This is a genomic window from Bacillus sp. WMMC1349, assembly GCF_013155385.1.
Taxonomy (GTDB): Bacteria; Bacillota; Bacilli; order Bacillales; family Bacillaceae; genus Bacillus.
Window position 1 is genome coordinate 23,156 of the sequence record NZ_JABJUQ010000003.1, and the last position, 19,952, is coordinate 43,107.

Annotated in this window: 25 protein-coding genes and 1 pseudogene; 17 read left to right on the plus strand and 9 right to left on the minus strand. The window is 37.5% G+C overall.

Annotation, left to right across the window (positions count from 1 at the left end; translation table 11 throughout):
* Positions 1-2 precede the first annotated feature (2 nt).
* The gene (locus HOO54_RS00845) at positions 3-956 is read left to right on the plus strand and encodes a bifunctional lytic transglycosylase/C40 family peptidase (RefSeq protein WP_172292118.1); all 954 of its coding nucleotides are present in this window, start codon (positions 3-5) and stop codon (positions 954-956) included.
* 13 nt (positions 957-969) lie between these two features.
* A complete protein-coding gene (locus HOO54_RS00850) occupies positions 970-1,512 on the plus strand; it encodes a hypothetical protein (protein WP_172292120.1) in 543 nt (180 codons plus the stop codon).
* A 762-nt stretch (positions 1,513-2,274) separates the two neighbouring features.
* Here the strand turns inward: HOO54_RS00850 and HOO54_RS00855 are convergent.
* Positions 2,275-3,399: a response regulator aspartate phosphatase gene (locus HOO54_RS00855; RefSeq protein WP_253907584.1), complete on the minus strand. Its 1,125-nt coding sequence runs from the start codon at positions 3,397-3,399 to the stop codon at positions 2,275-2,277.
* 338 nt (positions 3,400-3,737) lie between these two features.
* On the opposite strand from HOO54_RS00855, the gene HOO54_RS00860 reads away from it, so the two are divergent.
* The 8 genes and pseudogenes from HOO54_RS00860 to HOO54_RS00895 all read left to right on the plus strand — a co-directional run bounded on the left by HOO54_RS00860 (position 3,738) and on the right by HOO54_RS00895 (position 8,307).
* The gene (locus tag HOO54_RS00860; protein ID WP_172292078.1) at positions 3,738-4,358 is read left to right on the plus strand and encodes a hypothetical protein; all 621 of its coding nucleotides are present in this window, start codon (positions 3,738-3,740) and stop codon (positions 4,356-4,358) included.
* Between the two features lie 655 nt (positions 4,359-5,013).
* Entirely contained in the window at positions 5,014-5,691 is a 678-nt protein-coding gene (locus HOO54_RS00865; protein ID WP_172292080.1) for a hypothetical protein, read from the plus strand.
* Between the two features lie 53 nt (positions 5,692-5,744).
* Positions 5,745-6,020, plus strand: coding sequence for a hypothetical protein (locus tag HOO54_RS00870; protein WP_172292082.1), 276 nt, complete (start codon positions 5,745-5,747; stop codon positions 6,018-6,020).
* Positions 6,013-6,282 carry a hypothetical protein gene (locus tag HOO54_RS00875; protein ID WP_172292084.1) on the plus strand — a complete coding sequence of 90 codons (270 nt, stop codon included), beginning with the start codon at positions 6,013-6,015 and terminating at the stop codon, positions 6,280-6,282. Before HOO54_RS00870 ends, HOO54_RS00875 begins: the two co-directional genes overlap by 8 nt.
* 51 nt (positions 6,283-6,333) lie before the next feature.
* Positions 6,334-6,660: pseudogene (locus tag HOO54_RS00880) on the plus strand (single-stranded DNA-binding protein); the annotation flags it as partial.
* Between the two features lie 134 nt (positions 6,661-6,794).
* Positions 6,795-7,130, plus strand: a complete 336-nt coding sequence (locus HOO54_RS00885) for a hypothetical protein (protein ID WP_172292088.1) — start codon at positions 6,795-6,797, stop codon at positions 7,128-7,130.
* A gap of 120 nt (positions 7,131-7,250) precedes the next feature.
* The gene (locus tag HOO54_RS00890) at positions 7,251-7,598 is read left to right on the plus strand and encodes a hypothetical protein (RefSeq protein ID WP_172292124.1); all 348 of its coding nucleotides are present in this window, start codon (positions 7,251-7,253) and stop codon (positions 7,596-7,598) included.
* A gap of 178 nt (positions 7,599-7,776) precedes the next feature.
* Positions 7,777-8,307 carry a thermonuclease family protein gene (locus HOO54_RS00895; RefSeq protein WP_172292092.1) on the plus strand — a complete coding sequence of 177 codons (531 nt, stop codon included), beginning with the start codon at positions 7,777-7,779 and terminating at the stop codon, positions 8,305-8,307.
* Between the two features lie 285 nt (positions 8,308-8,592).
* Here HOO54_RS00895 and comI read toward each other — a convergent pair whose 3' ends face one another.
* The 8 genes from comI to HOO54_RS24625 form a co-directional block, all read right to left on the minus strand.
* Positions 8,593-8,691 carry a competence inhibitor ComI gene (gene comI, locus HOO54_RS23960; RefSeq protein ID WP_241657006.1) on the minus strand — a complete coding sequence of 33 codons (99 nt, stop codon included), beginning with the start codon at positions 8,689-8,691 and terminating at the stop codon, positions 8,593-8,595.
* Positions 8,692-9,150: 459 nt separating this feature from the next.
* The gene (locus HOO54_RS00900) at positions 9,151-9,660 is read right to left on the minus strand and encodes a SprT-like domain-containing protein (protein WP_253907585.1); all 510 of its coding nucleotides are present in this window, start codon (positions 9,658-9,660) and stop codon (positions 9,151-9,153) included.
* A 170-nt stretch (positions 9,661-9,830) separates the two neighbouring features.
* Positions 9,831-9,965 carry a hypothetical protein gene (locus HOO54_RS24620; RefSeq protein ID WP_301539260.1) on the minus strand — a complete coding sequence of 45 codons (135 nt, stop codon included), beginning with the start codon at positions 9,963-9,965 and terminating at the stop codon, positions 9,831-9,833.
* Between the two features lie 106 nt (positions 9,966-10,071).
* Complete coding sequence (locus HOO54_RS00905; RefSeq protein ID WP_172292098.1) at positions 10,072-10,551, minus strand: hypothetical protein; 480 nt, start codon at positions 10,549-10,551, stop codon at positions 10,072-10,074.
* Positions 10,552-10,643: 92 nt separating this feature from the next.
* Entirely contained in the window at positions 10,644-11,111 is a 468-nt protein-coding gene (locus HOO54_RS00910) for a hypothetical protein (protein ID WP_172292100.1), read from the minus strand.
* A gap of 316 nt (positions 11,112-11,427) precedes the next feature.
* On the minus strand, positions 11,428-11,595 hold the full coding sequence (locus HOO54_RS00915) for a hypothetical protein (RefSeq protein ID WP_172292126.1): 168 nt from the start codon (positions 11,593-11,595) through the stop codon (positions 11,428-11,430).
* A 137-nt stretch (positions 11,596-11,732) separates the two neighbouring features.
* A complete protein-coding gene (locus tag HOO54_RS00920; RefSeq protein WP_253907586.1) occupies positions 11,733-12,578 on the minus strand; it encodes a ParM/StbA family protein in 846 nt (281 codons plus the stop codon).
* A gap of 63 nt (positions 12,579-12,641) precedes the next feature.
* On the minus strand, positions 12,642-12,767 hold the full coding sequence (locus tag HOO54_RS24625) for a hypothetical protein (protein WP_301539261.1): 126 nt from the start codon (positions 12,765-12,767) through the stop codon (positions 12,642-12,644).
* Between the two features lie 1,840 nt (positions 12,768-14,607).
* Between HOO54_RS24625 and HOO54_RS00925 the strand changes: the two genes are divergently transcribed.
* The 7 genes from HOO54_RS00925 to HOO54_RS00955 all read left to right on the plus strand — a co-directional run bounded on the left by HOO54_RS00925 (position 14,608) and on the right by HOO54_RS00955 (position 19,842).
* A complete protein-coding gene (locus tag HOO54_RS00925; protein ID WP_172292106.1) occupies positions 14,608-15,324 on the plus strand; it encodes a replication-relaxation family protein in 717 nt (238 codons plus the stop codon).
* On the plus strand, positions 15,325-15,753 hold the full coding sequence (locus HOO54_RS00930) for a hypothetical protein (protein ID WP_172292128.1): 429 nt from the start codon (positions 15,325-15,327) through the stop codon (positions 15,751-15,753).
* On the plus strand, positions 15,746-18,490 hold the full coding sequence (locus HOO54_RS00935; RefSeq protein WP_172292130.1) for a helicase HerA-like domain-containing protein: 2,745 nt from the start codon (positions 15,746-15,748) through the stop codon (positions 18,488-18,490). Before HOO54_RS00930 ends, HOO54_RS00935 begins: the two co-directional genes overlap by 8 nt.
* A gap of 2 nt (positions 18,491-18,492) precedes the next feature.
* Positions 18,493-18,747 (plus strand): TcpD family membrane protein, encoded by a 255-nt coding sequence (locus HOO54_RS00940; protein WP_172292110.1) that lies wholly within the window; start codon positions 18,493-18,495, stop codon positions 18,745-18,747.
* A 3-nt stretch (positions 18,748-18,750) separates the two neighbouring features.
* Positions 18,751-19,218 (plus strand): TcpE family conjugal transfer membrane protein, encoded by a 468-nt coding sequence (locus tag HOO54_RS00945; RefSeq protein WP_172292112.1) that lies wholly within the window; start codon positions 18,751-18,753, stop codon positions 19,216-19,218.
* Complete coding sequence (locus tag HOO54_RS00950; RefSeq protein ID WP_172292132.1) at positions 19,157-19,516, plus strand: hypothetical protein; 360 nt, start codon at positions 19,157-19,159, stop codon at positions 19,514-19,516. Before HOO54_RS00945 ends, HOO54_RS00950 begins: the two co-directional genes overlap by 62 nt.
* A 104-nt stretch (positions 19,517-19,620) precedes the next feature.
* Positions 19,621-19,842, plus strand: a complete 222-nt coding sequence (locus HOO54_RS00955; protein ID WP_172292134.1) for a hypothetical protein — start codon at positions 19,621-19,623, stop codon at positions 19,840-19,842.
* The last annotated feature ends 110 nt before the right edge of the window (positions 19,843-19,952 follow it).

The following is a 19,952-nucleotide window of genomic DNA, read 5'->3' on the forward strand; positions in this document are numbered from 1 at the left end:
GTATGAAGAAAATTCTTGTCATTGGCATCATTCTTTTTATAGTAGGATATACAGTTTTAGCGGGATTTATCCTACTGTTTGGAGCCGGAGATGATGAAGAAAAGGTCGGCTTTGACGAAAATATTTCAGGTACAGCGAAAATTAGTAAAGAAGTAGAACGTTATCGCCCTCTTTTTGAAAAGTACGCTGAAAAATATGGTCTTACAAAGCATATTGACATCATTATGGCCCTCGTCATGCAAGAGAGTGGAGGTCGTCATTTAGACGTTATGCAGTCATCAGAATCAATAGGGTTGCCCCCTAATTCTATTACAGATCCGGAATTGAGCATTGATGTTGGGATGAAGCATTTTAAAAGCGTTCTGAAAAAAGCCGGTGGTGATATTAAATTGACCCTTCAAGCCTATAACTATGGTAGCGGGTTCATTGACTATGTTAAAAAATACGGAGGGAAGTATACAAAGAAGCTTGCTTCTAGATTCAGTAAAGAACAGGCCACAAAGCTAGGATGGCCCAGTTATGGCGATCCCCTATATGTTGACCATGTTATGAGGTACTTAGATACAAACGACGGTGGCGGGAAACAAAAATTTGATTATGCCCAAGTTCACAACATTATGAAACAGTTTTTAGGTGATCCTTATGTGTGGGGAGGACGGACACCAGCGGCAGGCGGATTTGATTGTAGTGGTCTTATGGAATATGCTTTTGGTCAAATTGGTGTTGATCTTAATGGAAATGCAGCTACACAATATGAGAAGACCAAGCCAGTTCCCGATGATAAAGTACAACCCGGCGATCTAGTCTTTTTCAGCACATATGCGTCTGGTCCGACTCATGTTGGTATGTATGTTGGAGGGGGAAAATTTATCAATGCAAATGATAACGGAATTGAATATTCGAGCGTAGCTACTTGGAAAAAGCTTTACCCATACTTGGGATTCAGAAGAATATAGAAAGGGTGAGATTGTGGAAGAACAGCGGAAAAAGCATGGAATACGGCTTGTCGTTATCATTGCGGCCATTGCCGTGGCTTTAATGCTAATATACACCCAATCTTTAAAAAAGGATTTAGCAGCTGCAACAGAGCAAAAAAAGAACTATGCTGACCAGATCGACCGACTGAAAAAATTAGATCAATCAAAGGCAGCAGAGCTGAACCATGAGTTTATCAATAGATTTTTCACTTACAAAAACACGAAACAGCGATATGAAGACATCAAGCCACTAATGACAGAAAAAGGTTATCAGTCCACTTATCCGAGTGGCAGTAGTATTCCAAAAAAAGGTTCTGATGTATCCTCTTCCATTTCTGGTTTACGTAGTTATGAATATCAATCGGATAAGCAGGAAGCTTCTTTTATGAACGAGTTTACTGTCCGTACCAGTTACAATGGTACAGCCAGCGAGCAGAAGATCGTCATAAAAACAAATTTGATTACTTTAGAAAATGGAGATTGGAAAGTAGATAATGTTGAATTTATGGCCAATGTAGGAGGACAGCAACCGTAAGACTAAACACGTTCAGGAATTACAGCAAAACGATGTTGTATATGAGCATTCTAACGCAATTAAATTGATTTTAATGAACAATCACCCATTAATTGCGTCAGAATCATCCTGAAAATTTTAGGGTACTGATATATTTATACTTCGTTCGTGAATAAGTGAGGATCTGAAAGTTGGCCATCTTTTTTCATTCGTGTTTTAGCTCCTTTTGGATCTTCCAGGACAGCTGCATTGTTCGGAATTCAAGCTTAAAAAAATTCCATAGCAACACTACAAAGAGTTTTTGCGGACACTATAAAACAATATATGATAGACCAACTAATAACAAATCGCAATAAGCCGATGAATGCGAAAATAAGAGCTATATGGAGGAAAGAAAAGATCGCCCCTTAGAAACAAAAGGGCGATTTTTTGATTATTTCCCAGATGCAAAATTGCTTCTCACGGCTGAAAATGATCGATTTTGAGGATTGGCTAAAAAATCAACTTCTCATAGTGGTTATTATGTAAACTAGAGATTTAAATGTTTAGATTTTGTATACATATTTTCTATGCCAAATAAAAAAATGCACTCTTATTTCGGGTGCATTTTTTGCGATCATATAGTAATAGTTGTCTTGAGACAAAAATGGTTTGACTACACTTTCTTCAATCAAGTTGCGTATCTTTCTGAAACTTGGTAAGGCGTGCTATCTTGGGTATAGGTTGAACTTACCACCCCTGTTACACCTAACAATAAAACAATACATATTAAAGCTTTAGTTTTCATCCTGCCAACACACTCCTTTTGATTAAGCATCTTGCTTCAAATGCAGTACGGTAACATTCAATAGCATCATGCAGTTTCTCTGTTTTCTCTAACACTTTTGCTGCATCTAGTCCGTAATCTTCCATTTCAGCGTACATACCTTTCTCCTTGAAGAACTTAAATGATTCCCTCATCAAATCCATGTCATAGTCTAAGTGAAGCCCTTTAAGTAACTGCAACTTTGCAAGGTCATCTAAAGTCTGGTGTTTTTCAGCCAATTCTTTACCCTCAAAATATAAGTCATTTGCTGTCATTATGTTACCTTTCCTTGCTTCAACATATGCAAGATTAAAAGCAGCCTTAGACGAATAGATGCTGCTATCTTCCCTGTAAATTTCAAGGGATTTCTGTAGATGATTGGACGATCTCTCAAGTTCTTCAAGTTCATTATAGCATAAGCCAATGTTTAAATGAGAAGCCCCGATCAAAAACCCCTCTTCCATTTTCTCAGATTCAGCTAAAGCTTTTTGTAAATTATTCAAAGCCATTTCATGATGCAGTTGATCTGAATAATTACCTGCAATAATGAAATTGGTGCGAATGCATTTATCACCATAAGTGTCATATTGTTTGAAGATGTTGTATGCCTGATTAGCATAATCCATCGAAAACAAAGTTTGTTTCATATTGTAATAAAGTTCTGAAATTTTAAAATAAAACTCAGCTTTCTCTAACTCATCGCAGTTGAAGACTTCAAGTTTAATTTCTGCATTTCTATAATACCTTAAAGCATGTAACAATTCTTTTTGTCTAAAATGATACATCCCCGAAAAGAATTGATAATAGTACTCAAGCATACCTTCTAGTTTATTTCTTTCTCTAATTCTTTTAAACTCTTTAAATCGTTCTTCAAGATCACTACCTGAATCAGCATACAAATAGTCGAGTTGTAACTTGTGCCTAAACTCAAGTAATGAATAATAAACAAGAACGTCCTGGTTTTCTTCCATATTCTCGAGAAGTTCCCTGACTTCTTCTTTTGTTTCCTCAGCTTTATGTATCCAGTTATTCTTAAGTGAGTTGTACCAAAAATTCATCTTCGTAGCAACAAGATCATAAGGAATTGTCTCTTCTTTACTCAAACTTAATGATCCCCTTCCCATTTTTTAAATATTGTACCACAAATAGGTTAATGCAATATTGATTTTTTCCCTATCGTCCTTAGTCTGTTTTAATGATTCGAAATACAATAGCGAGAATTAAAATTCCAATTATCCCTATCACGTTGACAATTGTCTGGGCAGTTTCTTCTAAAAAAAAGTTAGATACAAAAGATCCTATAACAATAACAAAGAGTAAAGTAACCATAAAATTTTTCATGAAATATTCACCTTTCTAGAAAATTAACTATCCACTTAAATACTTATATAGTATATAATTACATGGAATGTTTGTAAATTACTTTAATAGGAGGGTTTTTATGGTTTCTAATTTTAAAACTTTTAAGTACATAATTATTTTTATGTGTACATGCTTATTATTTTCCACGGCGGTCTCTCTTCCAATGGCAAAAGCAGAAAGTCTTTCAAACGAAATTAATGCTGAGGCTGAACAACTCGAAAATGTTTTTGGTCCTTTTGCTAAATTAATTGATGAAATGCCTACGGATGTTGCGGAACGAGGGATTGAAGCAGGGGTTAAATGGCTAAATGAAAATAAAGGGTCTGACTTCAAGGATTTCAATTTTATTGCTACTGAAGAAGGCTTAAAAACTATTGAAATAAATAACAATCATACATTTAAAACACAGAGCTTTTTATCTTGGCCATGTCTTTCAAGTATAGGAAAGGCTCTTATTTCTAATGCTATACCATGGGCTAAGCTTTTAAAAGTGAAAAAAGCCGCAAAATTAATGGGTGGAATAAATACAATGGTTAAGACAGTTGTTAGAGCTTATAAACACCAAAGAAACTTAGGGCGTTCCCGAATGGGAGCACTTAAAAAGGCAATTCGAATCTCCACAAAAGCATTTCCTGGAGAAACACAAAAAGCATTATTGGAATTCTTTAATATAGGAGATGTCTTTTACCGTTGCTTTTAGAAATTTCATATAAATGAAGGCTGCTGTCGAGAAAATCACAGTAGCCTCCTTTTTCATTTAACGGGCTTAAGCCCGTTTTTCTTTGCTTAAGCAAAGAATGTATTAAGAATTGTTCATCTTGGTTTTCATATTTTTTAAGCGTATCCTTCCAATACCTCTTAGTTCCCTGCATAATGCCTCCTTTTTTTTGACGACTTCTAACATACATTTATAAACTTCCGGATTTACTTGCAGCGGATGCAGAAGCTACAGCTGCTATGTTCCTGTCCATTTTTTAACGAGTGAACAAAGATGAAAAAACCAAATACAAAACAACGCCAGGCGGAAAGGAGACATACGTCTCCTTTCGGCTTTTTCCCTTTTTGACCTCCGAAGCGTAAATGTCCCCAAGGCTTGTAGGGCCGGGGTCGGGCGAGCCTCGTTACTCTTCCCGACTCCGGCCCAACAAGCCGAGCTGACTCATCAAGGGGCGAAAAACTTTTTATCGAAACCCCGCTGCAAGCTGCAGCGGTGATAAAAACTTTTCCGGCTGAAACCCTTGACGAGTCAGCTATGGGGCATTTTCGCTCTACGTGTCAAAAAGGGAAAAAATAATCCCCCTTTGGGGAACTAATTCCCTTCGGAGTTCAAAAATGAAAAAAGGAGAGGAAACCAAATGAGCATTGAAATCTTTAAAGACCTAAAAGAATTGGAGAAAGCCTATACAGGATTTAATAAGACAAAAATCTATTTCAACGGGACCGTTTATGTTGAGTCAGAACAGCTTGCAGTCACTCTCTACGAAAATACGCTTATCGTCCGTACCCTTGATAATGCTTTAAAGCGCGGAAAAACAGTCATCAAACATACGGTATATTTTCAGAAAGGCTCTTTTGATGGCCAAGAAATCATGAATGAGTATATGTTCTTTCTGAAAATCAATTTTGCTGAATTGATTGAAAGAGCTATCGTAAACGATCTTCCGGACATTGATGACGGGAGCGTGAAAAACTTTCATGATAAGGAAAAGGCGGTGCGCGTCTTCAGCCCATTTGCAAAACCGAAAAGGGTTAATCCTCATTCAAAATGGACGATTGACAAGATCGCTAAAGCGATCTTGTCGGGGCAGGTAATACAAGGCGTTCAAGACATGGCGCTTACTGATGATTACGCTTATGACGCGGCGGTGAATTTCAGAAAAGGCGAGCTGTTGGACCTTTTGGACTTTGCCAAAGAGCTGACAGAGTCGCCTAGCGGATGGTGGCTACGGGTCGATGAGACAGAGGACAACAAAATCAAATTACGCGTTGCTTGCCATCACTTTGATTATCGAACTTTGTATGTCGCTGTTTAGGGGCGGAGACACCGCCCTTCCCCTAAAAAAATTTACTTAATGGAGGGTACAACATGATTGATACGACAACATGGCTAGGCAGGTTTATAGATGAGAAGGGTTTGAAGGATCAAGTTTATCGGGTGGATGTTGGCGGGCTAACGCACTTTATCGAAGCTGAGATTTTATATGAAGTCATTCTGTCAGCATCTAAAAGAGAGCAGGAGGTGGTCAAATACTCCCTCATGTGTATTGATTTCAGCAATGGCGACGTAAATCGTTATTTTTTTCAGCACCTAGCAAAAAAGTATATCGAAACAAATTTTCGAGGAGGTTTTTATGATGAATAATTCAATTTTGTTGTGGACGCACGGGCCTTATGATGATTTCGCGGAGGATGGAGAGCAGGGTATTTGCTTTAAGGTTAGAAAAAGTTGGCTATTTCATCTATTACCGCAGTATGGATATGCTGATTTATTAGACTTCTTGAAAAATTACAGTTGGGATGAGGCTGAGGAAATCATGTTACTGGCCGAAGGAGAAAATGAGATTTTGTATAAGAAGTGTTGGTTTTCGGGTGATGTCATTTCAAATCTGCTCATTGAAGCCTAATTTTTTTAAAAAAGTATTGAATAGTACTATTCAAAAAAGGAGAGATCATAAATGAATAATGTTTCACTTATTGGCAGACTTACAAGAGATCCGGAACTTAAATATACACCGAGCGGGAATCCCGTCGTTAACTTTACAGTGGCTGTAAATCGGACTTTTACCAACCAGCAAGGCGAGCGACAAGCCGACTTTATCAACTGTCAGGCATGGAAAAAGCTTGCCGAGAACATCGCAAATTTTCAGCGAAAAGGGTCTTTGATCGGAGTATCCGGACGCTTGCAAACAAGCTCATATGAGAAGGACGGCACTAGAGTTTATAAAATAGAGGTTGTCGTTGAAACAGCTGAGTTTTTAGAACCAAAGAAAAAACAATCAGGCAGCTCACAGTCAGCTGACAGAGACTTCCGGGAACCAATGGGGTTTGTTCCAGGCGCTGATGATGACGAAATTCCGTATTAAGCTAAGGCACGCCCCTTTTGGGGCGTACCAATTCTATATAAGGAGAGAACAAAATGTGTGAATATATCGAATTGCAACGGAATGAAAGAGAGTATATGCTTTTAAAAGAACTGAAAAAGTATTGTCGTGATACATTAGGCATTTCATATGAATGGTTTTTACAGGGCTATACGTTTGACGACGTGGCGTTTATAGAGAATTATTTTTCAGACCTAAACCATTCACAGCCCTGCCCGGATTGCAAGCATGGAAGGCTTTACCGTCAGGCGATCAAAGAAGTCAAAATTTATATTTGTGATACCTGTCCAGCTGTAGAGTTAGGATTTCGGCGGGATTACGACAAGGAAAAGGCAATAAAAAAAGCTTTTGATTTTTTCATGAACTTGTAGCAATCGGGGGCTTTTACCCCTCACCTATAAATTTTTTGAGCCCCGAGAGAAAATCAATGAATGAAACCTTTGTTCTTTTTTTAACGTAAAAATAGAACCTGAAGGACAGGAGGATTAATTGTGGCTATTAAACTTATGAAGTTGATTTCGGTCGTATATTGGCTTGTTACGTCAATTGATTTTTATAGACAATCGACCGCAGATTCCTTCTCAAATCATAATCTTACGTTTGCACATGCTATTTGTTGCGTAATGGGGATACTATCCCTCTTTATAAGTACAGACGGCTATCAGGGGCTAAAACAAATCACTCACTGGATCATTTTTAATTTAATTGGAGTTATTGCAGTGTTTATTGTCTCTCATTATGACATTATCCAAATCATTAATAATTTTTTGTATTTTGAAATGCTGGCTCCGTTTATTCTTGGCTATGACGTTCCCCTTCCGGTGCCGGGCGACAGCTGAAGGAGGAAAACAAGGTGCGAAAAATTCATTATCACGATTGGGGCCAATGTTATTATTATTTAGTTAACCTTCTAAAAAAGCGTGGCGAAGCCATCCCCGACGACTTAAAGGAATGGCCAACGAGAGAGATAGTTAAGGAGATCGAGAAACGCAGTCTAGTAATGGAGGGGAAAGGCTTATGAAGAAAATAGCAGGATACAGTTTGTCACTTGTGTTGCTTCTGGGCGTCTTGGTGAGCTGCAATAAAGCAGCAGACACACCGCCGACAGACGTGACAACGGTAGCCGAACAGCAGCAGGAACAGCGTTTAATTTCCGCTGAGGTCGTAAATGTTGTAGATGGAGACACCATAGACATAAGGATGAAGAGTGGAAAGAAAGAGCGCGTCCGTTTTATTTTGGTTGATACCCCTGAGACTGTTCATCCTAAAAAGGGAGAAGAGCCATTCGGATGTGAGGTGTCAAACTTCACTAAAAAGACACTCAGCGGCCAGAAAGTTGATCTAAGGCTTGGAGTTCAGGAAAGGGATAGATACGGACGGCTCTTGGCTTATGTCTATCTGAAGGACGGGACAATGATAAATGAATTGTTGCTACAGAAGGGGCTTGCGCGTGTCGCCGTATTCCCTCCAAATACTGAATTTATCGATCAGTTCCGAGACATCGAGAACAAAGCTAAAAAAGAACATAAAGGAATATGGAGTCAGTAAAAATAGACCACGTCTTGTGTGAGGCGGGGTTCTCGTCTGACTTATTACAAATAGAAACTTATAATCTGGACATGCTGTGATTTTGTTGATACAATCGAGGTGTAAATGAATACAATGTATGTAAATGAGTATAATGTATAAAAAAGAGACTATAATAAAGAAAAAGATCGAAGATGCTGGTAACATCTCCGATCGGCGATAGGAGGCTCCTGTAAGGGAGTTCGGCCTTGATCCAAAATTTAATTTTTTAAAGTAAGAACGTCAAGATTGGTAGTCGGGGCGTTCTTACTTTTTTTTGTTCGAGAAACTATGGGCAAGCGTCAATATCCCAACAATCAGGATTCCAAATTGAAACATCAATCCAAGTGCGCTTTCTACAGCCATATTCTCACCTCCCCTCTTTCTGGAGGTGAGCCGAACGCCCCTACAAAGCCGAATCTATCGCTAATTTTTACTTTATAGGAATTTTCTGAAAAACACAAGACTTCCATCCCTTTTTGAGAAAGTTCAAACTTTCTGTTCCCACCGATATATATCAGTAGAGTGTGACATTTTAAAATGAAGACCAGATCCCTTTTTAAGGATCTTTGTATTTGGAATATTGCCTGTGGTATATCATTCACGAAAACATTTAAAACTCTCTCAGAAAACAAAAGAAGGAAAAACAACATGACCCACGGCTTTCACCGTAGGTCTGTCAATTAAGATTCATTGATTAAGATTTCATCGCATTCTACGCATTTTACCGCGATTTCCTTTTTAGAAGATAACACGCGCAGGCTGCACCTAGGGCAGATCCATTTAAACTTTCTAGGCTTTTTTTCTTCCTGCTGTTCTCCGGATTCATTGTCGCCAGCCCCCGCCGTGAAATCCTTTTCGTGCAATACTGAAGGATTTAGGGTTAATCTTTAATGATTCAATCTTTTTCTTTGTGACCTCTGTCAGCTTTGGAAAAGCCCATCCATATTTTTTATCTGGTTTGTCGTCAGGGAAGTAAAAGCCGCGCCTCTCGCATTCAGTTTTAAATCTTTTGTTATGATAGGTGCCGTTGCGGGAGCAGTCTTGTATGTTGTGAATTCCATTGTAGAGGTGAACCATTTCGTGAAGCATCGTGTCCATAGTTTCCATGAACTCAATATCGAGGTATTCGGCTGCGATGTTCAATTCATACCGTCGGTTTTTCCCTTCCTTGTCGCGCCAGACTTCTTTTGTCGTACACCATCCCATAGATTTACGGTTTCCACTTGTTTGAATGGTGATTGCTGGTTCAGGCAGTTCACCATTGAAAAAGGCATCATTTAACTTCTTGAAAGCGACATGCAGTTCATTGATGGCTGCTTGAATATTAGTCATGAGGAGCGCCTCCAATCTTCATTTACATTAGTAGGGTTGAACCTATCGAAAAACCCCATTTATACATGTTTATTCTCTTTCATTGATTGATTTACTTACAGAAATAGAATTTAATAGGTTGATAACCAATCCCCAAACCTCACTAGATGCCTTTATTTCATACTCATTCATCAAAGGAATATAAGCTTCAAGACCTTCTTTAAACCTTCTTCAGTGGCAAAATAACTCTTCACGGCATGGTCAAACTCATTTACATGCTCGATGACAAATTCCCAATCTTCCTTGTAAATTTCTAATTTTCGCATGTACTGTCCTCCTATTGATCAAAGTGTTTGGATACACTTCTGTTTTCTTGTCATCTAAATCAATCTCGATAAGTGCCAAAAAACTATACCCTCACAAATCTCTTCTTTACGAATGACTTTTCATCAGCATGATCTTACCTTGTTTTTGCTCTATTTTATTGACGTATGCAGATAAAAATTTGTCATTAATTTGTTCCGGTATGTAACCGATCCGGTCAGCAATAATGTTTTCGATCACCCATACCTTGCGAGTGGCTTTTTCGTACTCCTTGTAGCTTTCTTGATGGAACTGATTAAGCTGTTTATCGCTTTGTCCGGCCTGTTCAGCTCGATGAATGTTAAGGCGACTATTATATACATTTGAACGGTACTTACGGGCGTATCTTAATAGATAGATGAGTTCAATTGTTTTGGATTTTAATAATTCAAGAGTCGATTTAAAAATGTCAGCCGGATCAGGTTCATAGGAGAGCGAATGTTTTTTTCGTTGACCGTTTTCCGAGATGTCGTCAAGCTTGAGGGCCATTTCACAGTATGAGCAGTAATTTGAAGCAAGTTCTGTACCACAGTAGGTGCATGTTTTCAATTAAGCTCACTCCTTAATTAAATCTTTTGAATAGCCTTCTAATGTTTTTAGTAATTTCTATTAAAATTCAATTGCTTCCTTTTAACTGGTATTCAAAAAAATAATTCAAAAATCGGTATATTTAAAAATGATATAAAAATTAGACATCCTATGCCAGATATCGCTAATATACTTCCTATACAAGATAATAAGAAGTTTAATCCTATTAATATAATAGAGATATAACGCTTTGTAGATTCATGCCACTGTTTACTGAATTCAGCTATAGGTGAAATAATTATATTTAAAGTAAGAATCCACCCTGATAATTTAGTAAGGTTTAAAAAAACAACAAGGACATCCTTATCTAACCTATTAAAAGGTATAGTGATCCAGTCGTCACTAAACAAAAAACGAAGCCCTCTAAAATTCGTTTCCGGATAAAAGTCTTGAGGTATCTTTATTTCTAATAAAAAAATGATTATAACTATAATCGAAAACCAAGGAAAGATGCTATAAATCAACTTTTTTGTTAACCCCTTTGATCCTTGACTCTCACAGAAATAGTTGTTTTCTTTCATGTTTTCTCCTCTCTAAAAAAAAACTAACACTCAGCTATTGCTTTAATCATCCTCATCGTCAAAATCCAAGAAGTTATCCTGTGCAAACTGTAAAACTTTCTTATTCTGTATGAACGGTGCTGTCTCTGTCTCCTCGTTGTCGCCGATCTTTTTGGCCTCATCTTCTTGAGAAGATAGGCGAACAGCTTTAGCTGGTTCCCTTAGAAGTTGTATAGCTATTTGTCCGATAAGGTGCCGGACTTCCTCACTCTCAAGTTTCTTTTTTTCTCTATAAGTTAAATCATTAGGAAGAGGAACGACAATACTGTTCCTCTTCTTATTGGTGAGCGCTTCTGTTTCTATGATATTGATAGCCGATCAGCAATTTCGCTTCCAAACTTTCGGCATGTTGCTTTTTTAATTTGTTGATCTTTTTGATAACGACCTCTGGCGTATCAACAGGCAATCTGAATTGAATTAAGTCCTTTGTTTTGATTTCTTTCATTGTTTATCATCACCTTTATTGGGCAGTTACGGGATTTTCAGACTTTGTTAACTTTATTTCCTTGCTTTGGCAGTAGATGTTAGGATTTTGTAGTAGGCCGTGCAATCATCCAAATGCTGTTATCGACTTAGAGAAATTCAAAAGGGAATTTTTGCATCTTCTTTATTAAGTTCTATTAAATAATTTTTTAGAACAACCGAGCCGCCACCAATATTGTATGCTTTACGGATATCGGGAACATTTCTCCAAATGCTTTTAATTAGCTTATATTCTTCGTTGGCAAGTGTAGATAATTCCTCATCTACAATGTCTTTAATGCTTACAGCTTGACCTGCGACATAGATTGTATTTTTTTCCTCAACGTCAGCATTTGTGATTATTTCAACTAGGTCTCTACGGCTTTTAATGTTGTAACGGTGCTGAGTATACACTTTTTTAATAATGTTATCTAAAGCTCCAGAAACGCCTTTTTTGATACCATCACTAAATTCGTTATCAACTTGAGCTTCTTTTGTTATGATCGCACTATCAGTTGAAAGGCCACCAATGTCATTGATTAAAATTGTTTTACCAATGATGCTTTCATCTTTTGTAGATCCATCATTATTAGTTGTAAGATCAATATAAGCTGCAAAGCCTTCAGTGTTAACCAAGACATTTTCAAAAGAAATTTCAACAGTTATTCCTTCATAAATAGGAGTGTTTAAAAACGTCACCTTATGATTTCCAGTTCTTATTTTCTTTCGAAATGCTTTATTTAATCCCCTTTTCGTTTCATCCATTGGAAGACCTGTAGAGAGTAAATACTTAGCTTTTATGACTTTGTCTTCATCAACTTTAAGATTTTTAGCAGCATCGAGGGCCAATGTAGTAAGCAACATAATTATTGCTTGATCGTTTTCTGATTTGTCAGTGTCTGGTGTTAATTCTTCATTTACTGTTTGTTTGCTTGCTAGCTTTCCGACTGCTACTTTTTTGAACATCCTTTTTTAATGAGGTGCTTTTTATTTCAACATGAATAGCGTCTAAAGGGTTTTTTTCCATTTCTACAATAGAACGGCTCTTTCTAACTTTGCAACTACATTAGGTATGTAGAGCTGATCTTCGTCTTTAAGGCCTCCTAAATATGCTTTAACTGCATCATTACCAATGTCTACACTTGCTAATCTCATGAATGATTCCTCCTCTTATATTCTTAACTTAATTGTAAACAAAATGTATACATTAGTCAAGTGTTAATGTAAACAAAATGTATACATTTTCAAAACAATAAAAAACCCCTATCAATAGGGGTTTACGAATCTATTAAAAAGGTGTATATTAGTTTTAAAACTTCATACATTTACTAGATTTCAAGAAAAATCGTTTTACATAAAAGAAAGAGCGTTGCGCCAACAACACTCTTTCAGATCAGCTAGCCCTTCGAGTTCCCCAACTCGCTAGCTTAATTGGATAGGTCATAGAAGACCTGTATTCATGTTTTGATAAAGAATATCTGTCCCTATAATAGCAATAAACCCGCTTAAAAACAAGCTTTTTGTACATATTTTGGACAGTTATTTTTCATCAAAACACGACACTTTTTCCAGTTAAGATGGATGTTGGAACCGCTTGGGCTATGCTCAGGCGGTTTTTCTATTTGTCTAGTACGGAGAGCAATGATCTTATCCTCTACGATAAAAAAAAGGTGTCAGGGGGTTAGCTGGAGCCAATTTCAAAAAGTCTAGCGTGTCGGGCGATCTTGCTTCATGGATTGTCAGGCAGGGACGGTATGTTTTGTTCCTTTTCGCCATTGGGGAAAAAAGCGTGTACAAGCCATTGTATGCGTGATAAAAGCTATAAAGTAAAAGGAGGGTTGGACACCATGTCTGTTCGTTCTTTGGACGTACAGAGGGGCTGTGAGATGATCTAGAGATGTTTCTAGTGAAGCTAAGGGAATGGTGCAGTTAATAAGCTCACAGGCGAAAGCAAAACGATGAAGCGCTATACATACGGATACCAAACGGATACCTGAACTCGGTATACCGAGTTTGTCAAAGTGCAGTTTTCTCCCATCGATCAAGGGGGAAAACTGCAACCAGCCGTTTCCAGCCGTTGTCCTAGCCTGGAATCCGAGTTTGCCAAAACCTTAAATCAAAAACAAGGAAAAACCAATTATTTTCGTTGATTTTTTCTTAAATTGACATTGTTTTATAAACTTAAATATTAAAAGGTATGGAGTACTCTTAATTTTATTCGGCCTTAGATCTCCTCAATTTTAAATGATTGGCTTTCAGCTTTTTAGGTAAAAAGGCATAGGATCTCCTTGCAAAATTAGGCCCTGAATAGGTCTTGATTTCATAAGTTGAGGTGATATAATCGTGGTAATAAGGTGGTAATTTAAAGGTATCAAAACCACCAGATCTATGTAGTGTGGAAGGTGGCACATCAATATTTCTCTAAGGACTCGCTCGTGACTTCCCTCTTACTACGTGATAAAGAGGGAAGTCACGAGCGAAACAAGAAATATTGATGTGCAGAGAGAGGATAGAATGGTGGTGGTTTTGGTGCAGTTAGTAAGAGGTGGGGTGGTGAATGAGAGATAAGTTCAAGAGATAAAGTTCAAGTACAGGGGATGAAGAGAGGAGGTTGGGAGTTTTGAGGTGGTCGGAGGGGTGTAGTGGATACGGTTCATTTTGTGTAGAGAATACCGTGTATGAGAGGTTGGGGTGGATAAGATAGTTTATTTGTGGTCTTTTCCGGGTACTGAATTCGTTGTGAAGTACAGTCGTCCTAAGGAAAGGTTTTCCCATATATTTTGGATACGAAGTGAAGAATTACAAATACCACAGCCGTCCATTAGAATAGTTGTTTAAATGTTTTTGGATACGCTAGGATTCTCGATATAGTGAATGGGCCCCTAAAGTGAATAGTACTATTCAAAAACAAAACAATGGATACATTTTATCGTGGTATATTTATGGTATGAAATCGGTATGTATTTTTGAAATTATGCTTGCTAAACTAAGGAGGTTGAATATTTTAGAAGTTCGGGGGTCTGTGGAAATGGATTATATTTTAAGTGAAAAAAGAAGAAGGGTGGTTGAAGCTATTGATTGTTTCGGTGTTATCACTAGTGTTCAACTAGAGCGTTATTTGAAGGATTTAGGAGTTATGACAATTTATCGCGCTCGTGCACAAGCCGAAGAACTGGGTTTTGTGGAAACAAAAGTATTTGGTCGGAGAAAGGTTCTTTGTATTACAAAAAAGGGTTCTGGTTTTATTGGTCGCATTGGTAATGCTGCTAGTAAAGGTTATTCTACATTACAACATGATCTTACAGTGAATGATGTGATTTTTAGCCTTCTGGATCGGTATGCAGCTCAAGGCAAAAATTTTGGATTTAAAACTGAAAGAGAATTAATACAAGAGTTGTTTCTTTCGATGAGTGTTGAGCAAACCCAAAAACCTAATGCTTTACGGCATATAGCTCAGGAGGTACCAGATTTTGTTTTAGTCAATAGTGAACGTCGTTTTGCTTTTGAAGTTGAATTGAGTCGAAAAACAAGTACAAGAATTAAAAAGAAAATGTATCAATATAAAAAATCGCTTGAAAACGGCTTGTATGATCGTATTTTTTATATTTGTAAGGAAGATGCAATTAGAAATCATATTCAGGCTATTGCTTCATCAGTAGGGGTCAAGGTTTCTTTTATAATGCTAGATGATCTTTTAACTGGGGAGGATTAAATGGACTTAAATTTTTCGAGGGACAAAAATGGAAAGCCAAGTAATGATAATAAAGTTGATTTCACTTCTCTACTTGGTTATGGTGCAATTATTATTGCTACGTTATCTGTAGGTTTAGCGTTTCTTCCGTCACTTGTGTTAGGGCTTTTAATATTTGGTGTAGCTTATTCTCTAAAACAGGTGGGTAAATTAAAATTGCTATTTTGGCCGTCTGTTGCGGTTTTAGGTGGAATGCTCTATTTTGCAGGTTGGAAGCATTTATTTCAGTTCATACCGGTTTCATTAAAATTAGCCGGTATGAATAGCCGGTTAGATTATTTTGAACAGCTAATTAATAATGGTCAGACATTTCATCCAAGTTCTCAAACTTATATTTTCGACTATTGCTCTTTCGATTATCATTGCACGAATCAGTATTGCTGTGTATGAATTTTTCAAGGGCAAGATTGTTAAACCGAAAGAAGATGTAATCGAGGAATACAGAAAAAGCGGTGATTACGAAAAAATATATCAGAATCGAGTGAAAATTAATGATAAAGTTCAAGAAAAGTGGCGACAAAATGTATCTAGATCAATAGGAAAGTCTTTGCCAGTCGAAAATATTCTACTTGGTATTGATGAAAAGAAAAGGCAAGCTGAAATGGCCCTTGAGGAAACAACTAAACACGTTTTGTTTCAGGGAACAACCGGAAGCGGAAAAACAATGGCTATTTTAACTGTGGCTGAAAGCGCACTTGCTAATTCTCAATCTGTGTTTTTTGTTGATGGGAAAGGTGATCCAAAAACAATTAATCAGTTTAAGAAATTAACAGACATGTATGGCCGCAAGCTTCATGTTTTTTCGGAAAAAACGCCGCTAAAGTACAACCCAATCCGTCATGGTAACAGGACGAGTATTACTGACCGTATTATGGCGATATTCGACTGGGAAAACGCCTTTTATAAAAATGAAGCGGAAAACTTTTTGCAAAAAGTAATTCATATGCTGCACGATTTTGATTTAAAGACTGACTTACCGATGATCGCCAGACATATGTCTCTCCGATCTGTATATCAGACGTTGATGTCTGATGTTATAGAAGAAGAAGAGATTATTCGGGATAAGATCCCTGTTAAGAAGAAAAGTAATCCTTCGGATGACATTCTAGGTCTAGATGAATCGGAGGAAGAGATTGAAGATTATGAGGTTCATGAGCGTACTGTGATACGTAAAGTACTTAGTCCAAGGTCTGCTCTTCACATGGAACGTTTTTTTGGCAAAAGAGAACTCTCTGAGGAAGAAATAGAGGCTTTGACTGACGAAAGCAAGGGTGATCCCGTTCAAGAACTTGTGCGAAGCATGAAAACACAACTTGAAAAATTGATCTATTCTGAACTTGGTGGGCTGTTAGAAGATGATCCAGAGGGTCTTGATCTTCTTGAGATTTTGGAAAGAGGAGAATCGGTCATCTTCTCGTTTAACAGCAACATATATTCCGAGTTTATCAAGCGGTTTGCTAGGTTTGTCATTGCGGATTTAGCCTATAGTGTCACAACTCGATATGCTCAGGATGTCCAGAAAGGCGCTCTTGGTATTTTTGATGAGTTTGGAGCCTATGGGTCTGAAACGATTGTTCACATCCTAGCACGGGCGCGTAGTGCTGAATTTGGGGCAGCTATCGGTATTCAATCATTAGGTGATTTGTTCATTAACGGACAGGACATTTCAAAACAGGTAATTGATAACTGTAACACATTCTTTTTTGGCCGCAGTAATGAAGCTGCTTCTGCGGAAGCCGTCGCTTCCATTATTGGAACTTATAGCGACGTTGACCTGACAACTCAGACTGAAAACGTTGGTGGTCCACTAAAAAGAATCGAATTCAAATCAGAAAAAGGTACAACTCGGAAAGTTAAAAAATTCTATGTTCATCCAGACGAAATTAAAGACTTGGAAACAGGAGTGTTTGTAGTCGTTAGAAAGGCAGCGAAGGGATTGACGTCTGAAGAGAGACGTAAAATCACTTATTTCCGGAATCCGATGAATGGACTGAATCAGAAGAAAGATCCAATTTCGGAGCAAGCCGATCATACTCAAAAGGCAACCCAATTTGAAAGGAGGAGAATAATGGCATTAGGCGCTTTGAAAGAAAGAGTGTCAAGCATTTTTTCAGACAATAAAATTAAGCGTAGCAAAAAAGAAAGCCGGAAATTGCCGAAGATCCGAAATAGCAAAGGAGCTGTTGTTCTTGTATGGGCGTTGATCGTTGTTCTTGGAATGTCTGGAATCCTAGCTTTTGGTCGTGCTCAAAATGCCTTGGAAAAATCGAAGGCAACGGAAAGCGCACTTGCTGCTGTTACTGCAAATCAGGATGAAAACGGGTATGATGCATATCGAAGTCCAAAAATAGAGATTTTTGGAGATCAAGTCGTTGATGAATATATGAATATTCCGCGTGACAGCGAACAAAGGAAAGCACGCGAAAAAGCCTTACAAAGCTTTTATGCAGAAGGTTTAACTGTTGATACGATGGGAGACGTTGGTGGGTATCGACAATTGAATCATAAGACATTGTATGATGTTCATTTTGACAATGACAAAGCTGTTTTGCAGTATCGAGTAGATTATGACAATGTTGCTATCCAGCAAAAAGAGCGGGAGGTTGAGAAGAAGAAAGGAAAGAAAAAGAAAAAAGTCAAAGAAAAATACGAGGAAAAGAAACAGACCAGTCGTACTATGCTGCTTAATGTGCCGATAAGGGCATCAAAAAACGGTTATGCAGTCGTTTCTAACTTATATTTTACTCCGGTTCCGGATGTGAAGACAAAAGGTATTCAAAGTGAAACAAACCCATTGACCGAGCAATCCGAGGCTCCAATGGAGCAAAAACAGGAAATTGAGAACTGGCTTAAAGATTTCTTCAAAAAATACGCAGATGGGACAATAGATGATCTTAATTATATGATGGAAAAGCCACAGGCTCTAAACGGTCAGCGTTCATTTGTTGGATTGGAAAATACTAAAGTATACCCTTCGGGTAAAAATGAATTTGTCATAAAAACAAATGTTAAATTTCAGGAAAAAGATATTTCTATTGAAAATACAGAAAGCTTCACAATTTATTTAGAGAAACGTGATGGGAAGTATTTCGTAAAAAAGATGGAAAACACATTAGGAGGTAAATAATTATGATGAACTTTTATTATGTTTTAGGTGCAAGTCTTCCATCATTAGGAGACCTTAAAACTTGGGTTACAACCGAAGGCGGTAACGCCGTAGCGATTGTTTTAGTATTGTTTGGAGTCTATTACCTATTTAAACAGGACATTGGTAGATTGATTGGCTTTTTCGTTGCAGGAGCTTTTGTCTTTTTTGCAGTAGGAAATCCGGAACGACTTTTAGGTCAGTTGGCTGAAATTGCTTCAAAAGTTTTTGGGGGGTAATAAATGAGAGCGTACAATTACAAAAAAACGATGAACCATCCTATTACTCTATATAAGATTTGGAAATTGAATATACCTGGCGGGTTAAGTTTGGTGCGAGGAACATTGTTTACAGCGATATTCCTCGCGATGATCGCTTTTCGTGACTTCTTTAATAATATCGGATCAATTATCCCGGGTTTAACACTTGTAATGTATATAGGAATCCCTTATTTATTAAGCGGATTCCTGATCAAACAAAAATACAACGGTAAGAAGATCCATCTTTTTCTCTTTGATTTTGCCAATTATTTTTTAAGTATATATATGCCAAAACGAAAGTTTGCTAACGATCAAGAGGTTTTATATACGAATGTGGAACAAGTGACCTTTGAAGAAACAATTATAAAGAGAAAGGACGGGTATGACGATGAAGTTAAAAACACCGATCAAAAGCTTACACAACAATCTTATGCTGACAAAGTCGGGTGAAATTTATGCTTACTATCGCATTAGCCCCGTTGTTGTGCCTCAGAGCAATAAAGAAAAAATAGAGGATCACAAAGCGGAGTTCCGGATTCTGTTTAAGGAGTTAGAAAAATATAAAGATATCCACTTAGAAATGTATCCGCAATATCTTGATTTAGAACAGCGGTTTGGGTCTTTAGAAAAAGACTTTCATCCAAGTACTTTAGAGATTGGCCGTTATTACAATTCCGAAGCGATAAAGCTTTTAATCAAGAGCTTGGTCGTGTTACTCAACCGGATTTTATTCTTGGGGTTCGCTTAAAAGGAAACTTACTTGAAGGATCAGAAGACATCAAAGGAGTTATAAAAAACGCTTTTACGTCTGTCTCAGACGTTTTAGTAAATCTTTTGGGGATGGAAAGGGAAATGACCGCAGAATTTTTTCAACGGTTTACTGAGCTTGAAAAAGACCTTTTTCAACTGGTAGCAAGTGTTGGTGGAAGGCGGCTTACAGAAGATCAATTGATATATATAAATCGTTACAACTTTTTGAGAGACATAGATCATAGTGTTGTTGAAGAGCAAAGAAACGTGGCCAAACAAATATTACTGATGCCATTATTGATCCGACAGAGCCAGGATTCTTAAATCTCCAAACGACGGAAGGTAAATGTTATATCAGCTTTATTGTAGTCGATGATTCCCTGAAAACATGGAATACTCACACATTTTTCAACGGGCACAAAATTTAAATTTCC

What these genes read in the sequence shown, in the direction of transcription:
- HOO54_RS24620 (WP_301539260.1), bottom strand. Translation starts at nt 9,965, where the DNA reads ATGCGAAAATTAGAAATTTACAAGGAAGATTGGGAATTTGTCATCGAG.
- HOO54_RS00870 (WP_172292082.1), top strand. Translation starts at nt 5,745, where the DNA reads ATGATTGATACGACAACATGGCTAGGCAGGTTTATAGATGAGAAGGGT.
- HOO54_RS00930 (WP_172292128.1), top strand. Translation starts at nt 15,325, where the DNA reads ATGGACTTAAATTTTTCGAGGGACAAAAATGGAAAGCCAAGTAATGAT.
- HOO54_RS00895 (WP_172292092.1), top strand. Translation starts at nt 7,777, where the DNA reads ATGAAGAAAATAGCAGGATACAGTTTGTCACTTGTGTTGCTTCTGGGC.
- HOO54_RS00885 (WP_172292088.1), top strand. Translation starts at nt 6,795, where the DNA reads ATGTGTGAATATATCGAATTGCAACGGAATGAAAGAGAGTATATGCTT.
- HOO54_RS00900 (WP_253907585.1), bottom strand. Translation starts at nt 9,660, where the DNA reads ATGACTAATATTCAAGCAGCCATCAATGAACTGCATGTCGCTTTCAAG.
- HOO54_RS00845 (WP_172292118.1), top strand. Translation starts at nt 3, where the DNA reads ATGAAGAAAATTCTTGTCATTGGCATCATTCTTTTTATAGTAGGATAT.
- HOO54_RS00950 (WP_172292132.1), top strand. Translation starts at nt 19,157, where the DNA reads ATGAAGTTAAAAACACCGATCAAAAGCTTACACAACAATCTTATGCTG.
- HOO54_RS00945 (WP_172292112.1), top strand. Translation starts at nt 18,751, where the DNA reads ATGAGAGCGTACAATTACAAAAAAACGATGAACCATCCTATTACTCTA.
- comI (WP_241657006.1), bottom strand. Translation starts at nt 8,691, where the DNA reads ATGGCTGTAGAAAGCGCACTTGGATTGATGTTTCAATTTGGAATCCTG.
- HOO54_RS00865 (WP_172292080.1), top strand. Translation starts at nt 5,014, where the DNA reads ATGAGCATTGAAATCTTTAAAGACCTAAAAGAATTGGAGAAAGCCTAT.
- HOO54_RS00920 (WP_253907586.1), bottom strand. Translation starts at nt 12,578, where the DNA reads ATGTTCAAAAAAGTAGCAGTCGGAAAGCTAGCAAGCAAACAAACAGTA.
- HOO54_RS00940 (WP_172292110.1), top strand. Translation starts at nt 18,493, where the DNA reads ATGATGAACTTTTATTATGTTTTAGGTGCAAGTCTTCCATCATTAGGA.
- HOO54_RS00875 (WP_172292084.1), top strand. Translation starts at nt 6,013, where the DNA reads ATGAATAATTCAATTTTGTTGTGGACGCACGGGCCTTATGATGATTTC.
- HOO54_RS00860 (WP_172292078.1), top strand. Translation starts at nt 3,738, where the DNA reads ATGGTTTCTAATTTTAAAACTTTTAAGTACATAATTATTTTTATGTGT.
- HOO54_RS00915 (WP_172292126.1), bottom strand. Translation starts at nt 11,595, where the DNA reads ATGAAAGAAATCAAAACAAAGGACTTAATTCAATTCAGATTGCCTGTT.
- HOO54_RS24625 (WP_301539261.1), bottom strand. Translation starts at nt 12,767, where the DNA reads ATGAGATTAGCAAGTGTAGACATTGGTAATGATGCAGTTAAAGCATAT.
- HOO54_RS00955 (WP_172292134.1), top strand. Translation starts at nt 19,621, where the DNA reads ATGACCGCAGAATTTTTTCAACGGTTTACTGAGCTTGAAAAAGACCTT.
- HOO54_RS00910 (WP_172292100.1), bottom strand. Translation starts at nt 11,111, where the DNA reads ATGAAAGAAAACAACTATTTCTGTGAGAGTCAAGGATCAAAGGGGTTA.